We start from the raw sequence: 18117 nt of genomic DNA, 5'->3' as shown, positions 1-18117 counted from the left end.
CCGTCATGTATCCGATCGCCTCTCACTGGCTCAATTACATCGATGGTGACTGGGTCGACAGCACCCAGCACCTGAGCGTGAACAACCCCGGTACTGCCGGACCGCTGGCGACCATTGCCCAGGCCAGTGTCGAGGACGCCGAGCGCGCGCTGCTGGCGGCACGTCGCTGCGCCGACAGCGGTGAGCTGACCCGCGCCCGCCCGGCGCAGCGGGTCAGCTGGCTGCTGCGCATTGCCGAGGAAATCCGTGCGGTGGCGGACGAAGGTGCCTGGGTGCTGTGCCAGGAAAATGGCAAGAGCCTCGCTGATGCCCGCGATGAGTTCATCGAAGCCGCGCGCTACTTCGAGTACTACGCGGGCATGGCGGACAAGATCGAGGGCACCTCTATCCCGCTGGGCAACGGCTACATGGATTTCACCGTCTACGACCCCATGGGCGTGTCGGCGCAGATCGTGCCGTGGAATTTTCCGGTGTCCATCTGTGCGCGCTCCCTGGCGCCGGCGCTGGCGGCCGGCAACGCGGTGGTGATCAAGTCGCCGGAGCTGTCGCCGCTGGGCATGTGCGTGCTGGTACGCGCCATCGTCAAGGCTGGCTTGCCGCAGGGTGCGATCAACCTGATCTGCGGCCGTGGTCGTGAGGTTGGAGCGCATCTGGTGAGCAGCGCCAAGGTCGACCAGATCGTCTTCACCGGCTCGGTGCCTACCGGCCAGTCGATTCTTCGCGATGCGGCGGCCAACGCCATTCCCAGCGTCATGGAACTGGGCGGCAAGTCGGCCGCCATTGCCTTCGCCGATGTCGACCGCAAGCAACTGCTGGCCAGCGTCAAGAGCGGCATTTTCTTCAATGCCGGGCAGGTCTGCTCGGCCATGTCGCGCCTGCTGGTGCAGCGCGAAATTTACGAAGACATCGTCCAGGCGGTGGTCGAGCTGGCCGAAGGGCTCAGCGTCGGCCTCGGCCAGGACAACCCGGACCTCACCCCGGTTGTCAGTGCAGCTCAACTCGCTGGAATCGAAACCCTGTGTCGGCGCGCAGTCGATGAAGGTGCGGTGCTGGCCACCGGTGGCGAGGCTCATAGCGAACTGACCGGGCACTTCATGCGTCCGACGGTGTTTCGCGACGTGCGTGCGGACATGTGCATCGCCCGGGAAGAGGTGTTTGGCCCGGTACTGGCGATTATCCCCTTCGACAGTGAAGAGCAGGCCATCGAGATTGCCAATGGCACCGATTTCGGTCTGGTTGCTGGCGTCTTCACCCAGGACATCAGCCGTGCCATGCGCTGCGTGCGGCGCCTGCGCGCTGGCCAGGTATTCGTCAACGAGTGGTATGCCGGTGGCATCGAAACGCCATTTGGCGGTGTTGGCCTGTCCGGCTTCGGCCGTGAGAAGGGCCAGGAAGCGCTGTACAGCTACGTACGCACCAAGAACGTCGCCATTCGCGTGGCGGGGGAGTGAGCAACATGTTCAAGACCTGGCTGTGTGTGGTCTGCGGCCTCATCTATGACGAGGCCCTGGGCTGGCCGGACGACGGCATTGTCGCCGGCACCCGTTGGGAAGACGTACCGGAGGACTGGCAGTGCCCGGAGTGCAAAGTCGGCAAGGAAGATTTCGAGATGCTCGACATCAGCCCGGTAGTCGCCGCTGCGGCAGCGCCGCTCAGCACGCCGTTGCCGGTGCCGCCGCAACCGCAACCGCAGCAAGCCGTGGCGGCTGACGTGCGTCAGCCCATCGTCATCATCGGCAGCGGTTATGCCGGTTATGGCCTGGCCCAGGCCCTGCGCCGCGCCGATGCCGAGGTGGAAATCCGCGTGCTGACCCAGGAATCCGGTCACCTGTATTCCAAGCCGGCGCTGTCCATCGGTCTGGCGCAAGGCAAGAGCGCCGACGCGTTGGCTGGCGAGTCTGCGCTGGCCATCGAGAAGCGCCTGAAAATTCGCGTCTACCCGCATTGCACAGTGGAGCGCATCGACACCTCGGCGCGACGTCTGCACACCAATATCGGTGAGATGGAATACGGGCAACTGGTGCTGGCCAGCGGTGCCGCGCCGATTCGTCTGCCCATCGACGGGGTCAGCGACGCGCTGATCAGTGTCAACAACCTGCATGACTACCGCAGCTTCCGCGAGCGCCTGGTCGGTGTCCGGCGCGTGGTGATTCTCGGCGACGGGCTGATCGGCTGCGAGTTCGCCAACGACCTGGCAGCCAGCGGTTTTCAGGTCAGCGTCATCGGCCTCGGTAAATGGCCGATGGAACGTCTGCTGCCGGCCGAAGCCGGGCAACATCTGCAACGTGAGCTGGCAGCGTTGGGTGTGAGCTGGCACCTGCAGAACACCGTGCGCCGCGTCGATACGCTGGAGCAGGGCTACCGCCTGATCCTGGCCAATGGCGAAAGCCTGGAGGCCGATCTGGTGCTCTCGGCCGTCGGTCTGCAGCCCAACCTGAGCCTGGCCAAGTGTGCCGGGCTGGCCGTGGGCCGTGGGATTCAGGTCGATTCCCAGCTGCAGAGCTCGCAGCCGGGCATCTACGCCCTGGGTGACTGCATCGAGGTCGATGGGCAACTGCTGCCCTACCTGGCGCCGATCAATCAGGGCATCGCCGCACTGAGCAAAACCTTGCTCGGTCAGCCGACGGCCGTGAGCTATCCGCTGATGCCGGTGACGGTGAAAACCCCGGCTGCGCCGCTGTGCCTGTTGGCACCGGCGCCCGGCACCGCCGGAGAGTGGCGCTGCACAGCGAACGCCGATGGGCTGAGCGCCGGCTTCTACGATGCCGATGGTGTGGTGTGCGGCTTCGTCCTGCTCGGGCGACAGGCGCAGACCCAACGCAACAGCTGGCTGCAGAGCTGCCAGAACGCACAACGATCAGTGGCCTGAGGGCGCACGCATGAGCAAGCAAATCAATCTGCCCCATGACGACAGCAGTTGTGGCTGGTACGCGGCACTGCCACAGCAACCCGCGTGCAAGCGCCTGCATGGTGAGCAACGCGCCGATTACGTGGTGATCGGCGCCGGTTTCGCCGGCCTGGCCGCTGCGCGCCGCCTTGGCGAGCTGATGCCGGACAAACGCATCATCCTGGTCGACGCCCAGCGTGTCGCCCAGGGCGCTTCCGGACGCAACTCCGGTTTCGTCATCGACCTGCCGCACAAATTCGCTCTGGAACATCCCGATCCGGCCCACAAACAGCGCTTGCTGTCACTCAATCGCGCCGCCATCGCCCAGCTACAGGGGCTGATCGAGCGTCACGGCATCGACTGCCAATGGTCGCATGCCGGCAAGTATCAGGGCGCTGTGGGCCAGCGTGGTCTGGCGTATCTGGAGCATTTCGAGCAGTTGCTGAAGAATCTGGGCGAACCCTTCCGCCTGGTCGAGCGCGACGAGCTGGCGCAGGTGCTCGGCAATAAATACTACAGCCGCGCAATCTTCACCCCGGGTTGCTACCTAATGCAGCCGGCGGCGCTGGTTACCGGGCTGGCGCACTCGCTGCCGGAGAATGTCGAGCTGCTGGAAGAGTCGCCCATCACGCGTCTGCAACGTGAAGGGCAGGGCGGCTGGCTGCTGCAGGGCAGTCAGGGCACGATTCGCACTGCGCAGTTGCTGCTCGGCACCAGCATCTTCACCCAGGAGTTCGGCTACCTGCGCAACCGTCTGTTACCCGTGATGACCTTCGCCAGCTGGACGCGTCCGCTGAACGACACTGAACTGGCGGCCTACGGTGGCCAGCTCGACTGGGGGCTGACTCCGGCCGATCACGCCGGCACCACGGTACGCATGACCCAGGACCGCCGCCTGATCATCCGCAACACCTACAGGCACGTGCCGAAGTACGGCAAGAGCACCAGCGACGCCATGCGCGAGTCGGTGCGCGACGATCATCGCAGGGCCTTCCTGGCGCGCTTTCCGCAACTGGCCGATGTGCCGTTCAGCCACACCTGGGGCGGCGTTTACGCGATCTCGCGCAACTTCACCAACTTCTTCGGCGAGCTGGAGCCGGGTGTGTTCGCCTCGGCTTGCGACAATGGCGTCGGCGCGGCATGGGGCACCATCTCCGGCACGCTGCTGGCGGAAATGGCGGTGGGCGGCGATTCGGCGCAGTTGCGCGATATCCAGACGGTCACCGGTATGCCGTCGCTCAATCCGCCGGAGCCATTTCTCGGCCTGGGCGTGCGCTCGCGCATTCGTCTGGCGGCCTGGAACAGTCGGAGCGAGCTATGACTCAGGCCGTTTCCGGGAAAGGTCCGGTGCTATTGGTCGATCACCATGACCTGGAGTTCATCCCGCGGGGCGGGCCGCCCGGCGCTGCCTTCGTAGCGCGGGCGATCAGCAACGAGATTTCGCCGAACATCGGCATCGGTTTCGCCCGCTGGGAGGGCGCAGAGGTGGCCTGGACGCTGCTCTACGACGAGGTGCTCTTCGTCATTGACGGCTGCTTCGAGCTACAGGCCAATGGCGAGTGCTATCACGTCAAGCCAGGGCAACTGCTGTGGATTCCCGAAGGCACCGAACTGGTTTACGGCGGACATGCGCTGTTCGGTTATGTGGTCCATCCGGGTGACTGGAAACAACGGCACGGTCTGGCTTAGCCAGTGGCGTGTTGCAGATGGCCCTGCTTAGCTGGCCGACGCGTAGATGGAGCGCGTCGGCTCCGGCGGCGTCCACTTTCATTCCTCAGGAAGCCTAGCCATGTTCGAAAACAAAAATAAGTATCTAGCCGACGAGGTCGCCGCGCAGCCGCTGCGCAACCCGGTCAGCCTCGAAACCCATAGGGCTGCTCGCGCCTATCGTTTGCAACGAGTGCGTCAGCAACTCAAGGCCGCCGATTGCTCGGCCATACTGCTGTATGACCCGGTGAACATCCGCTATGCCACCGACACCTCCAACATGCAGGTGTGGACTCTGCATAACTACGCCCGCTATGCGCTGGTTTTCGCTGATGGGCCTGTGGTGCTGTTCGAGTTCCACAACTGCGAACATCTGCACCAAGGCAACGAACTGCTCGATGAGATACGTCCAGCGATCAACTGGAGCTATTTCGGTGCGGGCTCGCGCATCGGCGAGAAGGCTCAGGTCTGGGCCGACGATATACAGGCGGTGATTCGCCAGCATGCGGGAGGCAAGGTGCGCCTGGCGGTGGACAAGGCTGATCTGGAAGGCCTCGACCTGCTGCGCGAGGCCGGCCTGACGCTGATAGAAGGGCACAGCCTGATGGAGCAGGCTCGGCGAATCAAATCCTCTGAGGAGTTGGAGTTGATGCGCTGGACCATCGCCGTGTGCGAGCGCGGCATTCAGCGCATGCACGATGCACTGCGCCCCGGCATGACCGAGAACGAGCTGTGGGCCTGGCTGCACTACGAGAACGTGCGCCACGGTGGTGAGTGGATCGAAACCCGCCTGCTGGCCTCAGGGCCGCGTACCAATCCCTGGATGCAGGAGTCCAGCGACCGGGTGATGCAGGAAGGTGAGATCGTCTGCTTCGACACCGATCTGATCGGGCCATACGGCTACTGCGCCGATATCTCTCGAGCCTGGACGGTCGGCCACGTTTCCCCCAGCGCCGAGCAGCGCAAGCTCTATCGTCTGGCCCATGAACAGGTACTGCACAACATGGCGCTGTTGCGTCCGGGCTTGAGTCACCGCGAGTTCGTCGAGCAGTCCTGGGATATTCCGCCGGCCTATTGGCACAACCGTTATTGCTGTGTCGTGCACGGCGTCGGCCTGGTCGACGAGTATCCGGCTCTGGCGCACAAGGGGAGCGACTGGGCCAGCAGCGGCTACGACGGTGTATTCGAGGAAAACATGGTGCTCTGCGTGGAGAGCTATATCGGCGAGCAGGGCGGCAAGGAGGGCATCAAGCTGGAGCAGCAGGTACTGATCACCGCCAACGGCTGCGAAGCCCTGTCGCACTACCCGTGGCAAACGGACTGGCTGTGATTGGGGGACCACAATCAGTGTTGGAGGAGGGCACCATGGTGTGCATGACCCAGGATCGCCGTCTGATCATCCGTAACATCTGCAAGCACATGCCCAAGAACGGCAAGAGCCGCAACGGCGCCTTGCGCGAGTCGGTATGCCCCGAGCATCGCAAGGCTTTCCTGGCGTACTGCCCGCAATTGGCCGATGTACCGTTCAGCCATCTCTCCCGCGAGTCGTTCGACCCGGACCACCACAACGCTGTCGGCGCGTCTGGAACAGTCGGGGCGGGCTATGAGTCGGGTCCTTTCCGGGAAAGGCCTGGCGTAGCCGGTCGATCACCATCGACCCAGAGCTCCTCCCGTGCGGGTGATCAGCAACGAGATCTCGCCGAATGTCGGCATCGGGTTCGCCCGCTGGGAGGGTTGCCGATCGTCCCGTTTTGCTGCGCGCCCGACTCAGGCGTGGTGGTTGTCCTTGATAAAGGGGTGAGCAATTGCTCGGCTTGACCCAGGCGTTCGCTGCACTCTATCTGGCCAGCCTGCTGATGCAGCTCGGCTCGACCCTGCTGATGACCTATCTGGCGCTGCGCCTGACTGCTGGCGGCGTCGCCGAGTTCTGGGGGGGCGCGCTGATGGCTGCCAATGCCCTGGGTATGGTGGTCGGCGGCAAGGTTGGCCAGGTGCTGATCGGTCGTGTCGGTCATATTCGTACCTACGTGGCCTGCTCTGGCATCATCTGCGCGGCGGTGCTGATGCATGCCTTCAGTGAGGCGTTGCCGCTCTGGCTGTTGCTGCGTTTTGTCGTCGGCGTGGCGATGATGTGCCAGCTGATGGTGGTGGAGAGCTGGCTCAACGACTGCGCGCAGAGCGATCAGCGCGGCAGGGTGCTGGGCATCTACATGGTCGCGGCCTACGTCGGCATGATGCTCGGTCAACTGGCGCTGAGCATCGACGGCAATCTCGGTCTGCATGCGCTGCTCGGCGTGGTCATTGCCTTCGCCTTGAGCCAGGTGCCGGTAGCGCTGACCCGCAGTACCCATCCGACCATACCGGGCTCCGAGCCGGTCGATCTGCGTCTGTTCTTGCAGCGAGTGCCGCAGTCGCTGTTCACCGTACTGATATCGGGGATGATCAACGGTGGTTTCTATGGGTTGTCGTCGATCTATGCCAGCCGCCAGGGCCTGAGTACGGTCGAAGTGGGCCAGTTCATGGCCCTGGCGATTGCCGCTGGGCTGCTTGCACAACTGCCACTGGGCTGGCTGTCGGATCGCTTGCCACGCGCCAGCCTGATTCGCGGTGTGGCGGCGTTGCTGATCCTGACCTGCCTGCCGCTGGCGTTCTATCAGGGGCTGTCGTTCGGCGTGCTGCTGCTGTTCAGCGCGTGCATCGGTTTCTTGCAGTTCTGCCTGTACCCGCTGGGCGTGGCCCTGGCCAACGACAACATGGAGCCACGTCTGCGCGTATCGCTGGCGGGGCTGTTGCTCGCTACTTTCGGTGTGGGCGCCTGCATCGGCCCGCTGCTGGCCGGTGCGCTAATGGGACATTTCGGCCCCTCCAGCCTCTATCTGTTCTTTGCCATCAGCGCGGCGGTACTGGCTGTTGCCGTGGGACAGGGGCGCGTGACCGGCGAGCACCTGCAGGACGATGCACCGTTGCAGCATCAGGCCACACCCAATGCCCTTGCCTGCACGACCCTGGCTGCGGTTATCGAACCTGCGGTCAGTGTGGAGGAGCGAGTCGAGGAAGCACCCAGCCAGAGGCTCTGAACGATCCATCCTGATCCGTGAGTGGATGCGAAAAGCTCAGTCTGAACAACGAGTCGGAAGGTTCCCGCCTGTCGGCTCGACAGCGCCCGATAGATATGGCTTTGAGGCTTTCAGTTGGCTCCCTTATTGATCGTCCATATTGATGATTAAAAGTCATAAGTTGCGCAGATTAAATGGTTTGTCGATGGATTCGAGCCTGTTCGACCATTGGTCATCCGCAGCGATTACCGAGCCGCCAACTGCACCTGCAGGGCCCAGTCCGGATGCGGAGAAAACTATTACAAGAACAAAATCGAGGTGCGTGCATGAAGCCTATGGTTGCGGAAGACATAGTCGGTCGAGACTTCAATATTCGAGTGCTCGGCTTGAACTTCCATCGCGTCATATTCCCTGTTTCCTTCTCCACCATCCTGTTGCTGGTTCTCCTGGCGCTGAGCAATCCCGTGGTCTTCGGTGAGACGCTGGAAGGCATCAAGGGCTGGATCCTGAAGAACTTCGACTGGTTCATCATCATCATGGGCAATCTGGCGGTGCTGTTCTGCGCCGGCCTGGCCCTGTCGCCGCTGGGCAAGGTGCGTCTCGGTGGGCGCGACGCCAAAGCCGAATTCAGCACCTTGTCTTGGTTCTCCATGATGTTTGCCGCTGGCATGGGCGTCGGCCTGCTGTACTGGGGCGTCGCCGAGCCAGTGGCGCAATACACCGCCTGGTGGAAAACACCGCTGGACGTGACCGCCAGCACCCCGGAGGCCGCCCACGCGGCGATGGGCGCGACGCTGTACCATTGGGGCTTTCATCCCTGGGCCATCTACCTGACCAGCGCGCTGGTGGTAGGGTACTTCTCCTACAACAAGGGGCTACCACTGTCGCTCAGTTCCGGTCTGCAGCCGCTGCTGGGCCGTGGTCACCGCGGCTTGCCGGGGCAAGTGGTCGATGTGTTTACCGTGGTGTTGAGCATCTTCGGTCTGGCCACCTCCCTTGGTCTGGGAGCTATGCAGGCCACCGCAGGTATTGCCTATGTGATGGGCACACCGAATACCTTTGCCTTTCAACTGATGTTCATCGTCGCTGTGACCTGTCTGGCAGCGTTCTCGCTGTGGCGAGGGCTGGATGCAGGGGTCAAGGTGCTGAGTAACATCAACATGCTGCTTGCGCTGGTTCTGTTCCTGCTGGTCGCGGTCGGTATTGGGGGCATGGCGTTCTTCTCCAACACCCTGAACGCCGCGGTCGACTATGGCCAGATGTTCCTGCCACTGAGCAACTGGATCGATCGTCCCGATCAGGACTGGTTCCAGGGCTGGACGGTGTTCTACTGGGCCTGGTGGTGCACCTGGGGTCCTCTGGTGGGCATCTTCGTCGCTCGCGTTTCCAAGGGCCGCACCCTGCGCCAGATGGTGGGCATGGTGATGCTGGCGCCGACCGTGGTTACGCTACTGTGGTTCTCGGCATTCGGTGGCGGCGCGATCGCCCAGGTGATTGATGGCAGCGGTGCCCTGGCGGCTGGCCTCAGTGACGTCAACATGGCCATTTTCCAGTTCCTGGAAATGCTGCCGTTGGCCGGTATCGGTTCGCTGCTGGTGGTCGCTTTGTTGGTGTTCTTCATGGTGACGTCGGTGGACTCCGGTGCGCTGGTGATTGACAACCTGTCGGCCGGTGGCGATCCAAATACCCTGCCGGTGCAGCGTGTGCTGTGGCTGGTGATGATCGCGCTGGTGACTGTCACGCTGTTCGTGATTGGCGGCGATACCGCACTCAAGGGCATTCAGGCCGGTGCCGTGGCCATGGGACTGCCGTTCATGGCGCTGATGCTGTTGCTGATGATCGGCCTGGTCAAAGGGCTGATTGAAGACTGCCGCAGCTGACGCCAGCCAGTCGATGCCCCGACACCGGCCTTGCGCTCGGTGTCGGGGCATTTCGTTTTCGCGTACGCGGCTTTTAATACCAAAGGAGCGTGTTACCCAGCCGAAAGCACCATTGTCGGGTGCAGGTGTGTTGTCGAAGCTGAGCGTTAGACTGCCCAGAGATTTCTGAATGGCCGAGAACACTCCAGCGTCTGCTCCTGTCCGGCGTCTGACCAACGGCGCACAGCTGTGCGTGCAGCGGCAGCCCTGGGCGCAGTGCGTCGGCTTGTGCCTGCGGGTGGCGGCCGGCAGCCATGACGAGCCGCCGGAGTACCCTGGCCTGGCGCACTTTCTCGAACACCTGCTGTTTCTCGGCAGCCGCGATTACCCGGGTGAGCAGGGGTTGATGGCCTTCGCCCAGCGGCATGGCGGCCTGGTCAATGCCTCGACCCGGGCGCGGCATACGGATTTCGTCTGCGAGCTGCCGGCCGCGCAACTGCAGCCGGCGCTGGCCCGCCTGCTGGATATGCTCTGCCGGCCGCTGCTGGAGAGCGAGGCGCAGCTGCGCGAGCGCGACGTGCTGCATGCCGAGTACCAGGCACGCAGCCAGGATGGCGACAGTCGCATCGATCACGCACTGGGGCAGGCACTGGCCGCCGGGCATCGCTGTGGCGAGTTCCTGGCCGGGGATCGCCGTACCCTGGCCGTGGAGTCGTCGCATTTTCAGCAGGCGCTGCGGGCGCACCAGCGGCGTTACTTCCGGGCCGGGTGCATGCGCCTGACCCTGGTCGGGCCACAACCTGCGGAACAGTTGCTGGCCATCGCCGAGACCTTGCTCGGGGCGCTGCCAGGGGGAGAGGGCGGCGCCGGTTCCGCGTCGCCGGCCGACCTGCTGCCGCTGCGCGCAACGCGCTTGTGTTTGCAGCAGGCGCGCCCTGCGCTGCATCTGGGGTTTGCTGCGCAACTCGCTGCCAGCTGTGAGGTCGCCCTGGCGCTGTTGCTGGACGCGCTGCATGACCCTGCGCCCGGCGGCCTGCTGGCGGCGCTGCGGGAACGGCGGCTGTGCCGGCAATTGCAGGCGCGGGTGCTGTACCAGCACGCGGGGCAGTGTCTGTTGCGCCTCGACCTTGCCGGCGCCACGGCGGAGCAGGGCGGCGTCCTGCGCGCCGTCGTGCAGGATTGGGCCGCGCACCTGCGGGGTCATGCGCACTGGTCGTCGCGCCTGCAGCATCAGCAGCAGGCAGCCGCTCTCAGGTCGCTTGGTCTCGGCCCGCTGGCGCTGGCTCAACACCTGCAGATGCCCGCGCAGGATGACGACCAGACGCTGCGAGACCTGAACGCTCTGCTGGCGGCCCTGGCGCAGGGTGACGGTCTGTTCGAACTGCACTGCGGCGACCAGGCGCAGCCCCGTTGGCCCGCCATCGGCCTGGATCTGCCGTTGCGGGCACTGGCGGAGCGATCGCCGGTGCCGGCGCCGGCATACACATGGCAATTGTCCTGCGATGAGCCGCTGCTGGCTGGCGCCAGCGCGGCAGCGGCCGTTCTGCCGGTGGCGGAGCTGCGACATCATCCGGGGCAGGCCGAGGGCGGCCCGGCCGCTCTCCACTGGCGCGGCCCCTGTTCGGTGACGGCAGACGTGGCGGCCCTGGAGGCCACCCTGCAAGCACGCAGCGCCGATCTGCGCTGGCGCGGCGAGCGGCTTGGCATCGGCAGCCAGTTGAGCGTGCAGGCCTCCAGCTGGAGCCTGGCGCTGCATGGGCCCGCAGCGCTGTTGCCTGCATTCAGTGGCCTGCTGCTGCCGGTGTTGCTGGCGCCGCTGGATGAGCTGGCCGAACCGGAGGCACAGGGCCTGCTGTTGCGCGATCTGTTGCAGCGCCTGCCGCAGCTGTGCGAGCTGCCCGCTGCACCCGGGCTGCAAGGGTTGAGCGTCGGCCTGGGGGACGCCGGACAGGCGCAGCTGGCCGGGCTGTGCGCGGCCGTCGAGCCGCTGCCGGACATGCCGCCATGCACGGATGCGGCGCGAGGTCTCGACTGGCAGCGCCTGGCGCAGCCGGGCGCGGATGCGGCGTTGCTGCTGTTCTGTCCGCTGCCTGCCCGCGATGCACGCACCGAGGCGGCCTGGCGCCTGCTCGGGCAGGTGCTGCAGGGGCGTTTCTACCGGCGCCTGCGGGGCGAGCTGCAGCTGGGCTATGCCTTGTTCGCCGGCTTTCGCCAGGTCCAGGGCTGCCGCGGCTTGCTGTTCGCCCTGCAGTCCCCGCGGTGCGATGCGCCAGGCATCTTTGCCCATATCCGCGCGTTTCTCGATGAGCAATGCCAGTCGCTCGCCGCACTGGACGACGCGGCGCTGTCCGCTGAGCGTGATGCATTGCAGCTGGCGCTGGCCCCGGCCACCACCAACCGGGCACGCGCCGAGCAGCTGTGGCAGCTGCACCTGGCCGGGCTGCCCGACGCTCACCCGCAAAGGCTGCAGCGGGCAATGGCTGCCTTGACGCCCCGCGATCTGCTGCGCGCGCACCGGCAGCTGCTGCGCGCCGATGACTGGCGCGTGCTGGCCAGTGGAGCCGCGACGCCGGTCTAGGCTGCGCCCGTCTTTCCCTCTCCCTATCGAACCCGTGGCCGCTCGGCGAGCCCCGGGCGTTTCCCGTGCCTGCGTTCGCCGCGCCTGGCAGACGCCGTGCGCCGTCGTTCTACATCCAAGGGCTGGCGGGTACTACGACCTTTCTCCCGCTACCGGTAGCAGGCTGGTCGCGAGCCGCCGGAAGCGGGCCGGTCACTCCAGGCCAAAGCAGCAGGCAAACGCTGCCAAGGCAGCGTATGGCCGCCAGGGCGCGCTTTCGATAATCGCCTCCGACACGACTGCCCTGGCGGTCGCCACTCAAGCGGAGAGCGTTATGCACAACAACAAGATCGCCATCACTCGACTTCTGCCCCTGACCCTGGCCACCGCCGTCGCCCTGGCGACCGCGCAGCAGGCTGCCGCCGAGATCGTCCTGTACGACCAGGACGACACCACTTTCTCCACCGACGGTTATATCAACGCCTTCTACGTCAACAGCGACGTGGATCGTGATGGCGACCAGTTCGACCGCCGTCAGTCACGGGTGAAGATGGGCTTCCTGCCCAACTGGATCGGTTTCAACTTCGGCAAGCAGATCGATGACCTCAAGCTGACCGGGCGCTCGTCCTTCTGGGTCACCATCAACGACAGCGAAACCAACGGCACCGATACCGCCATCGACGTTCGCCAGTTCTACGGCACCGTTTCCAACCCGGAATGGGGCGAGGTGCTGGTGGGCAAGGACTTCGGCCTGTTCTCGCGCTCCAACATCTTCCTCGACGAACTGCTGGCCGGCTACGGCAACGTCTCCGACACCCTGGGCCTGGTGGACGGCAATGGCGTGTCCTTCGGCAACATCGGCACCGGCTACCCGTACCCCTTCCCGACTTCGCAGATCACCTACCGCAACAACAACCTGGCCGAGGGCCTGCGCGTGGCGGTGGGCATCATGGACCCGGTCGACACCAACGACGACAGCGCCACCGGTAAGGCCTACCAGGAGAACCCCCGTTTCGAGTCCGAGGTCAGCTACCAGTTCGAGGTCGGCGGCTCGACCATCTACACCTGGATCAACGGCGCCTACCAGACCTCCGAGAACACCGACGACACCGTCGACACGGTGACCTCCAAGGGCCTCGGTTATGGCGTGCAGGCCAAGTTCGGCGGTCTGTCGCTGACCGGTTCCGGCTTCCAGGCCAAGGGCATCAACCCGTTCTTCACCAACAACCTGGGCGAGCCGACCCTGCGTGACATCGACAGCGATGGCTACCTGCTGCAGGGCTCCTACAGCTGGGGCAAGAACCGCCTGGCGCTGTCCTACGGCAAGACCGAGGACGATGGCAACGGCCTGGGCGTGGCGGCTGACTACGAGACCCGTGGCATCGCCTACTTCCGCACCATCAACGACAACCTCAAGCTGGTCGCCGAGTACAACCAGTACCAGATCGATGCCGCCGCCGGCAGCGGCCTGAACGAGGACACCGACACCTTCGCCGTGGGTGCGGTACTCAGCTGGTAACGCGCAGCGTTCGAGGCCGGGCAGGGGGCGACCCCGTCCGGCCTTTTACCGTCTGTGGCTGCTGCATATCCCTGGCCCTGTAGCCCGGATGAAATCCGGGGCGTTTTCCGGTGCACATCCCGGATTTCATCCGGGCCACGTCGCGGCTGCATGGCTGCTGTGCAAGGCGCACCCTACCTAGGAAGGCCCGATCCAGTACTCAAGTAGCATGGGGTGGGCAACCTGCGCTTCGTAGAATTTCCACTCGATCAGTAGGTGCATTGGGGCGTGGTATGGCCTTGGAACAGTCGCAAGGGGTGCTCAGGGCGGTATCCAGCACGAAGGACGTGGAACTGGCGGCCCAGGAACTGGCGCGCCAGCTGATTCATCCCTATCTGGGCTTCGTGCTGTTCTTCTGCTCGGCCGAATACGACCTCGACGGCCTCGGCCAGGCGCTGGAGGCGCACTTCGGCGGTGTCAGCCTGGTCGGCTGCACCAGCGCCGGCGAGATCACCCCGCAGGGCTACGACCGGGGCTGCGTGGTGGCGCTGGGCTTCGACCTGCGCTGCTTCTCCATCGCCAGTGCGCTGATCGATGAGATGGAGCGCTTCAACCTGCTCGACGCGCAGCACCTGGTGGACGGCCTGGTCAAGGACTGCCGCAGCAACGAGCTGGCCTCGATCAAGGGCCACAGCTTCGCCCTGACCCTGCTCGATGGCCTGTCCAGCCGTGAGGAACTGGTGCTCGGCGCGCTCAGCGCGGCGCTCGGCAGCATCCCGCACTTCGGCGGCTCGGCGGGCGACGACAACCACCTGACGCATACCCACGTCTATCACGGTGGGCGCTTCCACAGTGGCGCGGCGGTGGTGGTGCTGTTCAACACCTGGCTGGATTTCGAGGTGTTCAGCACCCACCACATCCAGCCCCGCGGCGACAAGCTGGTGGTCACCCGTGCCGACAGCACCAGTCGCCGGGTCTACGAGCTCAACGCGATGCCCGCCGCGCAGGAGTACGCCGAGCTGATCGGCGTTCCGCTCGATGCCCTCGATCACCGGGTGTTCGCCGCCTATCCGCTGGCGGTGCGCATCAGCGATCACTACTACGTGCGCTCCATCCAGCAGGTGCACGACGACCTCAGCCTGACGTTCTACTGCGCGGTGGAGAACGGCATCGTCCTCACCGCCATGCATCCCGGCCCGTTGCTGCCCAACCTGGAGCAGCTGTTCGCCGGGCTCGAACAGCGCCTGGGGCCGCTGTTGCTGACCATCGGTTGCGACTGTTTCCTGCGGCGCCTGGAAATCGAGAACGACGGCGGCGTCGAGTCGGTCGCCACGCTGCTGCGCCAGCAGGGGGTGATCGGTTTCAACACCTACGGAGAGCAGTTCAATGGCATGCACATCAATCAGACCTTCACCGGTGTCGCCATTGGCCGACCTGTCGGGCGTGGCGAGCGCTGATCTGCAGGCCCGCTGTGCGGCCCTGGAGCAGGAGAACGCCAAGCTCAGGCGCATCAACGCGGCGCTGATCGAACGGGTGGAGTCGATCCACTCCCGGGGGGACGACGCCTACGCGGCGTTCCAGCATTCGGTGGTGCTGTCGGAGCAGGTGCGCGAACGCACCGACGCGCTGAACCAGGCGATGGCCGAACTGAAGTCGAGCAACCAGTTGCTCAGTGACGCGCGCCTGCGTGCCGAGACCGCCCACCAGCACCTGATCGACGCCATCGAGAGCATTTCCGACGCCTTCGTGCTGTTCGACGATCGCCAGCGCATCGTGCTGTTCAACAGCCGCTTCAAGGCCCTGTGGGCACGCAGCCGGGCGCGCATCGGCACCGGTACGCGGCTGGAGGAGATTCGCCGCCTGAGCCGCAGCACCGGGCTGGTGGTGGAAGCGCAACTGGGCCGCGAGGGCGAGCCGAGCCTGTTCCGCCTGCAGGACGGGCGCTGGGTCCAGGTCAGCGAGCGGCCGACCCGTGAGGGCGGGCTGGTGATCCTCTACACCGATATCACCGAGGTGAAACAGAGCGAAGCGCTGCGCCGCGAGCAGGCGCTGGCGCAGAAGTCCCGCCTGCTGCAGCGGGCGGTCGACAACCTGTCGCAGGGCATGGCCATGGTCAATGCCGAAGGGGCGCTGGAGCTGTGGAATCACCGCTTCCTCGAACTCTGCGGCCTGGCACCGATCAATGCCCACCGGCCGTTCGCCGAGGTCATGGCCGAGAGCGAGCTGGAGCCGCTGACCCCGGAAAGCCGCGACGCCAATGGCAAGCTGTTGCGCCAGGTGGAAGTGCGCCTGTTCGATGGACGCATGCTCGAGGTGCGCACCCATCCGCTGCCCACCGGCGGCTTCGTCAACAGCTTCACCGATATCACCGAGCGCCATCGGCAGGCGCAGGCGCTGTGCGAGAGCGAGCGCTGGATCCGCCTGATCACCGACCACGTCCCGGCGCTGATCGCCTACCTGTCCGCCGATCTGGTCTACGAGTTCACCAACAAGGTCTACGAGGAGTGGTACTGCTGGCCGCGCGGCGCCATGCTCGGCCAGAGCCTGCGCGAGGTGCACAGCGAGGAGCACTGCCAGCGCCTGGAGCCCTACGTGGAGCTGGCGCTGTCCGGCGAGAGCGTGACCTTCGAGTTCGCCGAGACCAACCACAGTGGCCAGGAGCGCTACATGCTGCGCTCCTACGTGCCCAATCGCCTGGCCAGCGGCGAGGTGGTGGGGATCTTCGTGCTGATCCGCGACATCACCGAGCGCCGGCGTACCGCCGAGGCGCTGCACCAGGCCTATCAGCACCTGGAGCAGCGTGTCCGCGAACGGACCACCGAGCTGACCACGGTCAACGACCAGCTGCGCCGCGAGATCGACGAGCGCACGCAGATGGAAGCGCGCCTGCGCGAGGCCAAGGGTGAGGCGGAGCGGGCCAACTTGTCCAAGACCAAGTTCCTCGCGGCGGTCAGCCATGACCTGCTGCAGCCGCTCAACGCCGCCCGGCTGTTCACCAGCGCGCTGCTGGAGAAGCCGGATCTCTCCGGTTGCGAGCCGCTGGTGCGCAACGTCAGCAACTCGCTGGAGGATGTCGAGAGCCTGCTGGGCACGCTGGTGGACATATCCAAGCTCGATGCCGGGGTGATCAAGCCGGATATCGCGCCGTTCGCTGTCAGCGAGCTGCTGGAGAACCTGGCCACCGAATACCGCCAGGTCGCCGGCAGCGAGGGGCTGCGCCTGGACTACCTGCCCAGCTCGGCGCTGGTGCGCAGCGACGTGCAGCTGCTGGCGCGGATACTGCGCAACTTCCTCAGCAACGCCATCCGCTACACCGCCAGCGGGCGCGTGCTGCTTGGCTGCCGGCGGCGTGGCAACAGCCTGTCCATCGAGGTCTGGGACAGCGGTATCGGCATTCCTGCGGACAAGCTCGGCGAGATATTCCAGGAGTTCAAGCGCGGCGATACGGTGCAGCGCAAGCAGGATCGCGGGCTCGGCCTGGGGCTGGCCATCGTCGACAAGATCTCGCGCATGCTCGGCCATCGCATCCGCGTGGCCTCGCAGCAGGGCCGTGGCTCGATGTTCGCCGTGGAGGTGCCGCTGACCCGCCGGGCGCCGCGCGTGCGCGCCGTGCAGGACAGCCCGGATCAGCTGATCGAACGCCTCAGCGGCGCCCGGGTGTGGGTGCTGGATAACGACGCGGCGATCTGCGCCGGCATGCGTACCCTGCTCGAAGGCTGGGGTTGTCGCGTGGTTACCGCACTGTCCGAGGAAGACCTGGCGCGCCAGGTGGACAACTACCATGCCGAGGCCGACCTGCTGATCGCCGACTACCACCTCGATGACGAACGCAACGGCGTCGATGCCGTGGCGCAGATCAACGCCAGGCGCAGCGCACCGCTGCCGGCGCTGATGATCACCGCCAACTACAGCAACGAGCTCAAGCAGCAGATGCGCGAGCTTGGCCACAGTCTGCTGCACAAGCCGGTGCGGCCGATGAAGCTGAAGACGGCGATGAGTCACCTGATGGAGCGCGGGGCAGGGGCTTGAACGCGGGCCATACCGCAGGGCGCTGCCTGCTCAGCGGGCAGATTTACAGGTCGTGAGTCGCAATCGGACGGTCTCTGTAGGAGCCGGCTTGCCGGCGATCAGGCCACGGATGCATGGATCGCCCGCAAGCGGGCTCCTACGACAAGCAGAGCCATAGGGTGGATGTCGCTCTTTACATCCACCGCAGCGGTGGATCGGTGAAGCGTGATCCACCCTACGACTGCTCAGCGGGCAGACTACCAGGGCGTGAGTCGCAATCGGACGGTATGTGTAGGAGCCGGCTTGCCGGCGATCAGGCCACGGATACAGGGATCGCCCGCAAGCGGGCTCCTACGACAAGCAGAGCCGTAGGGTGGATGTCGCTCTTTACATCCACCGCAGCGGTGGATCGGTGAAGCGTGATCCACCCTACGACTGCTCAGCGGGCAGATTTACAGGCCGTGAGTCGCAATCGGACGGTCTTTGTAGGAGCCGGCTTGCCGGCGATCAGGCCACGGATGCATGGATCGCCCGCAAGCGGGCTC

At 65.2% G+C, this 18117-nt stretch carries 12 protein-coding genes and 1 pseudogene; all 13 read left to right on the top strand.

Annotation, left to right across the window (positions count from 1 at the left end; genetic code table 11):
* Positions 1-5: 5 nt before the first annotated feature.
* The 13 genes and pseudogenes from EWH21_RS15005 to nahK all read left to right on the top strand — a co-directional run bounded on the left by EWH21_RS15005 (position 6) and on the right by nahK (position 17593).
* Positions 6-1451 (top strand): aldehyde dehydrogenase family protein, encoded by a 1446-nt coding sequence (locus EWH21_RS15005; protein ID WP_277698712.1) that lies wholly within the window; start codon positions 6-8, stop codon positions 1449-1451.
* Between the two features lie 5 nt (positions 1452-1456).
* A pseudogene (locus EWH21_RS15000) lies at positions 1457-1621 on the top strand (rubredoxin); the annotation flags it as partial.
* The gene (locus tag EWH21_RS14995) at positions 1610-2869 is read left to right on the top strand and encodes an FAD-dependent oxidoreductase (protein ID WP_277700623.1); all 1260 of its coding nucleotides are present in this window, start codon (positions 1610-1612) and stop codon (positions 2867-2869) included. The pseudogene EWH21_RS15000 and the gene EWH21_RS14995, both read left to right, overlap by 12 nt.
* A 10-nt stretch (positions 2870-2879) precedes the next feature.
* Complete coding sequence (locus EWH21_RS14990) at positions 2880-4208, top strand: FAD-dependent oxidoreductase (RefSeq protein ID WP_277698711.1); 1329 nt, start codon at positions 2880-2882, stop codon at positions 4206-4208.
* On the top strand, positions 4205-4576 hold the full coding sequence (locus tag EWH21_RS14985; protein WP_179554469.1) for an ethanolamine utilization protein EutQ: 372 nt from the start codon (positions 4205-4207) through the stop codon (positions 4574-4576). The genes EWH21_RS14990 and EWH21_RS14985 overlap by 4 nt, the downstream gene beginning before the upstream one ends.
* Positions 4577-4676: 100 nt before the next feature.
* Positions 4677-5924, top strand: a complete 1248-nt coding sequence (locus EWH21_RS14980; protein WP_277698710.1) for a Xaa-Pro peptidase family protein — start codon at positions 4677-4679, stop codon at positions 5922-5924.
* Positions 5925-5959: 35 nt separating this feature from the next.
* The gene (locus EWH21_RS14975) at positions 5960-6412 is read left to right on the top strand and encodes a hypothetical protein (RefSeq protein WP_206596475.1); all 453 of its coding nucleotides are present in this window, start codon (positions 5960-5962) and stop codon (positions 6410-6412) included.
* Positions 6400-7671: an MFS transporter gene (locus EWH21_RS14970; RefSeq protein WP_218875778.1), complete on the top strand. Its 1272-nt coding sequence runs from the start codon at positions 6400-6402 to the stop codon at positions 7669-7671. The genes EWH21_RS14975 and EWH21_RS14970 overlap by 13 nt, the downstream gene beginning before the upstream one ends.
* 314 nt (positions 7672-7985) lie before the next feature.
* Complete coding sequence (locus EWH21_RS14965) at positions 7986-9530, top strand: BCCT family transporter (RefSeq protein WP_277698709.1); 1545 nt, start codon at positions 7986-7988, stop codon at positions 9528-9530.
* A 169-nt stretch (positions 9531-9699) separates the two neighbouring features.
* Positions 9700-12087, top strand: coding sequence for a pyrroloquinoline quinone biosynthesis protein PqqF (gene pqqF / locus EWH21_RS14960; protein ID WP_277698708.1), 2388 nt, complete (start codon positions 9700-9702; stop codon positions 12085-12087).
* 313 nt (positions 12088-12400) lie between these two features.
* Positions 12401-13585, top strand: a complete 1185-nt coding sequence (locus EWH21_RS14955; RefSeq protein ID WP_047589428.1) for a porin — start codon at positions 12401-12403, stop codon at positions 13583-13585.
* A gap of 272 nt (positions 13586-13857) precedes the next feature.
* Complete coding sequence (gene nosP / locus EWH21_RS14950; RefSeq protein ID WP_277698707.1) at positions 13858-15021, top strand: nitric oxide-sensing protein NosP; 1164 nt, start codon at positions 13858-13860, stop codon at positions 15019-15021.
* Positions 14951-17593 (top strand): hybrid sensor histidine kinase/response regulator NahK/ErcS', encoded by a 2643-nt coding sequence (gene nahK, locus EWH21_RS14945; RefSeq protein WP_179554465.1) that lies wholly within the window; start codon positions 14951-14953, stop codon positions 17591-17593. The genes nosP and nahK overlap by 71 nt, the downstream gene beginning before the upstream one ends.
* The last annotated feature ends 524 nt before the right edge of the window (positions 17594-18117 follow it).

It is taken from the genome of Pseudomonas sp. REST10, assembly GCF_029542605.1.
Lineage (GTDB): Bacteria > Pseudomonadota > Gammaproteobacteria > Pseudomonadales > Pseudomonadaceae > Aquipseudomonas > Aquipseudomonas khazarica.
Note: the sequence above shows the minus strand (reverse complement) of the source record. Positions and strands in the feature narration are given on the sequence as shown.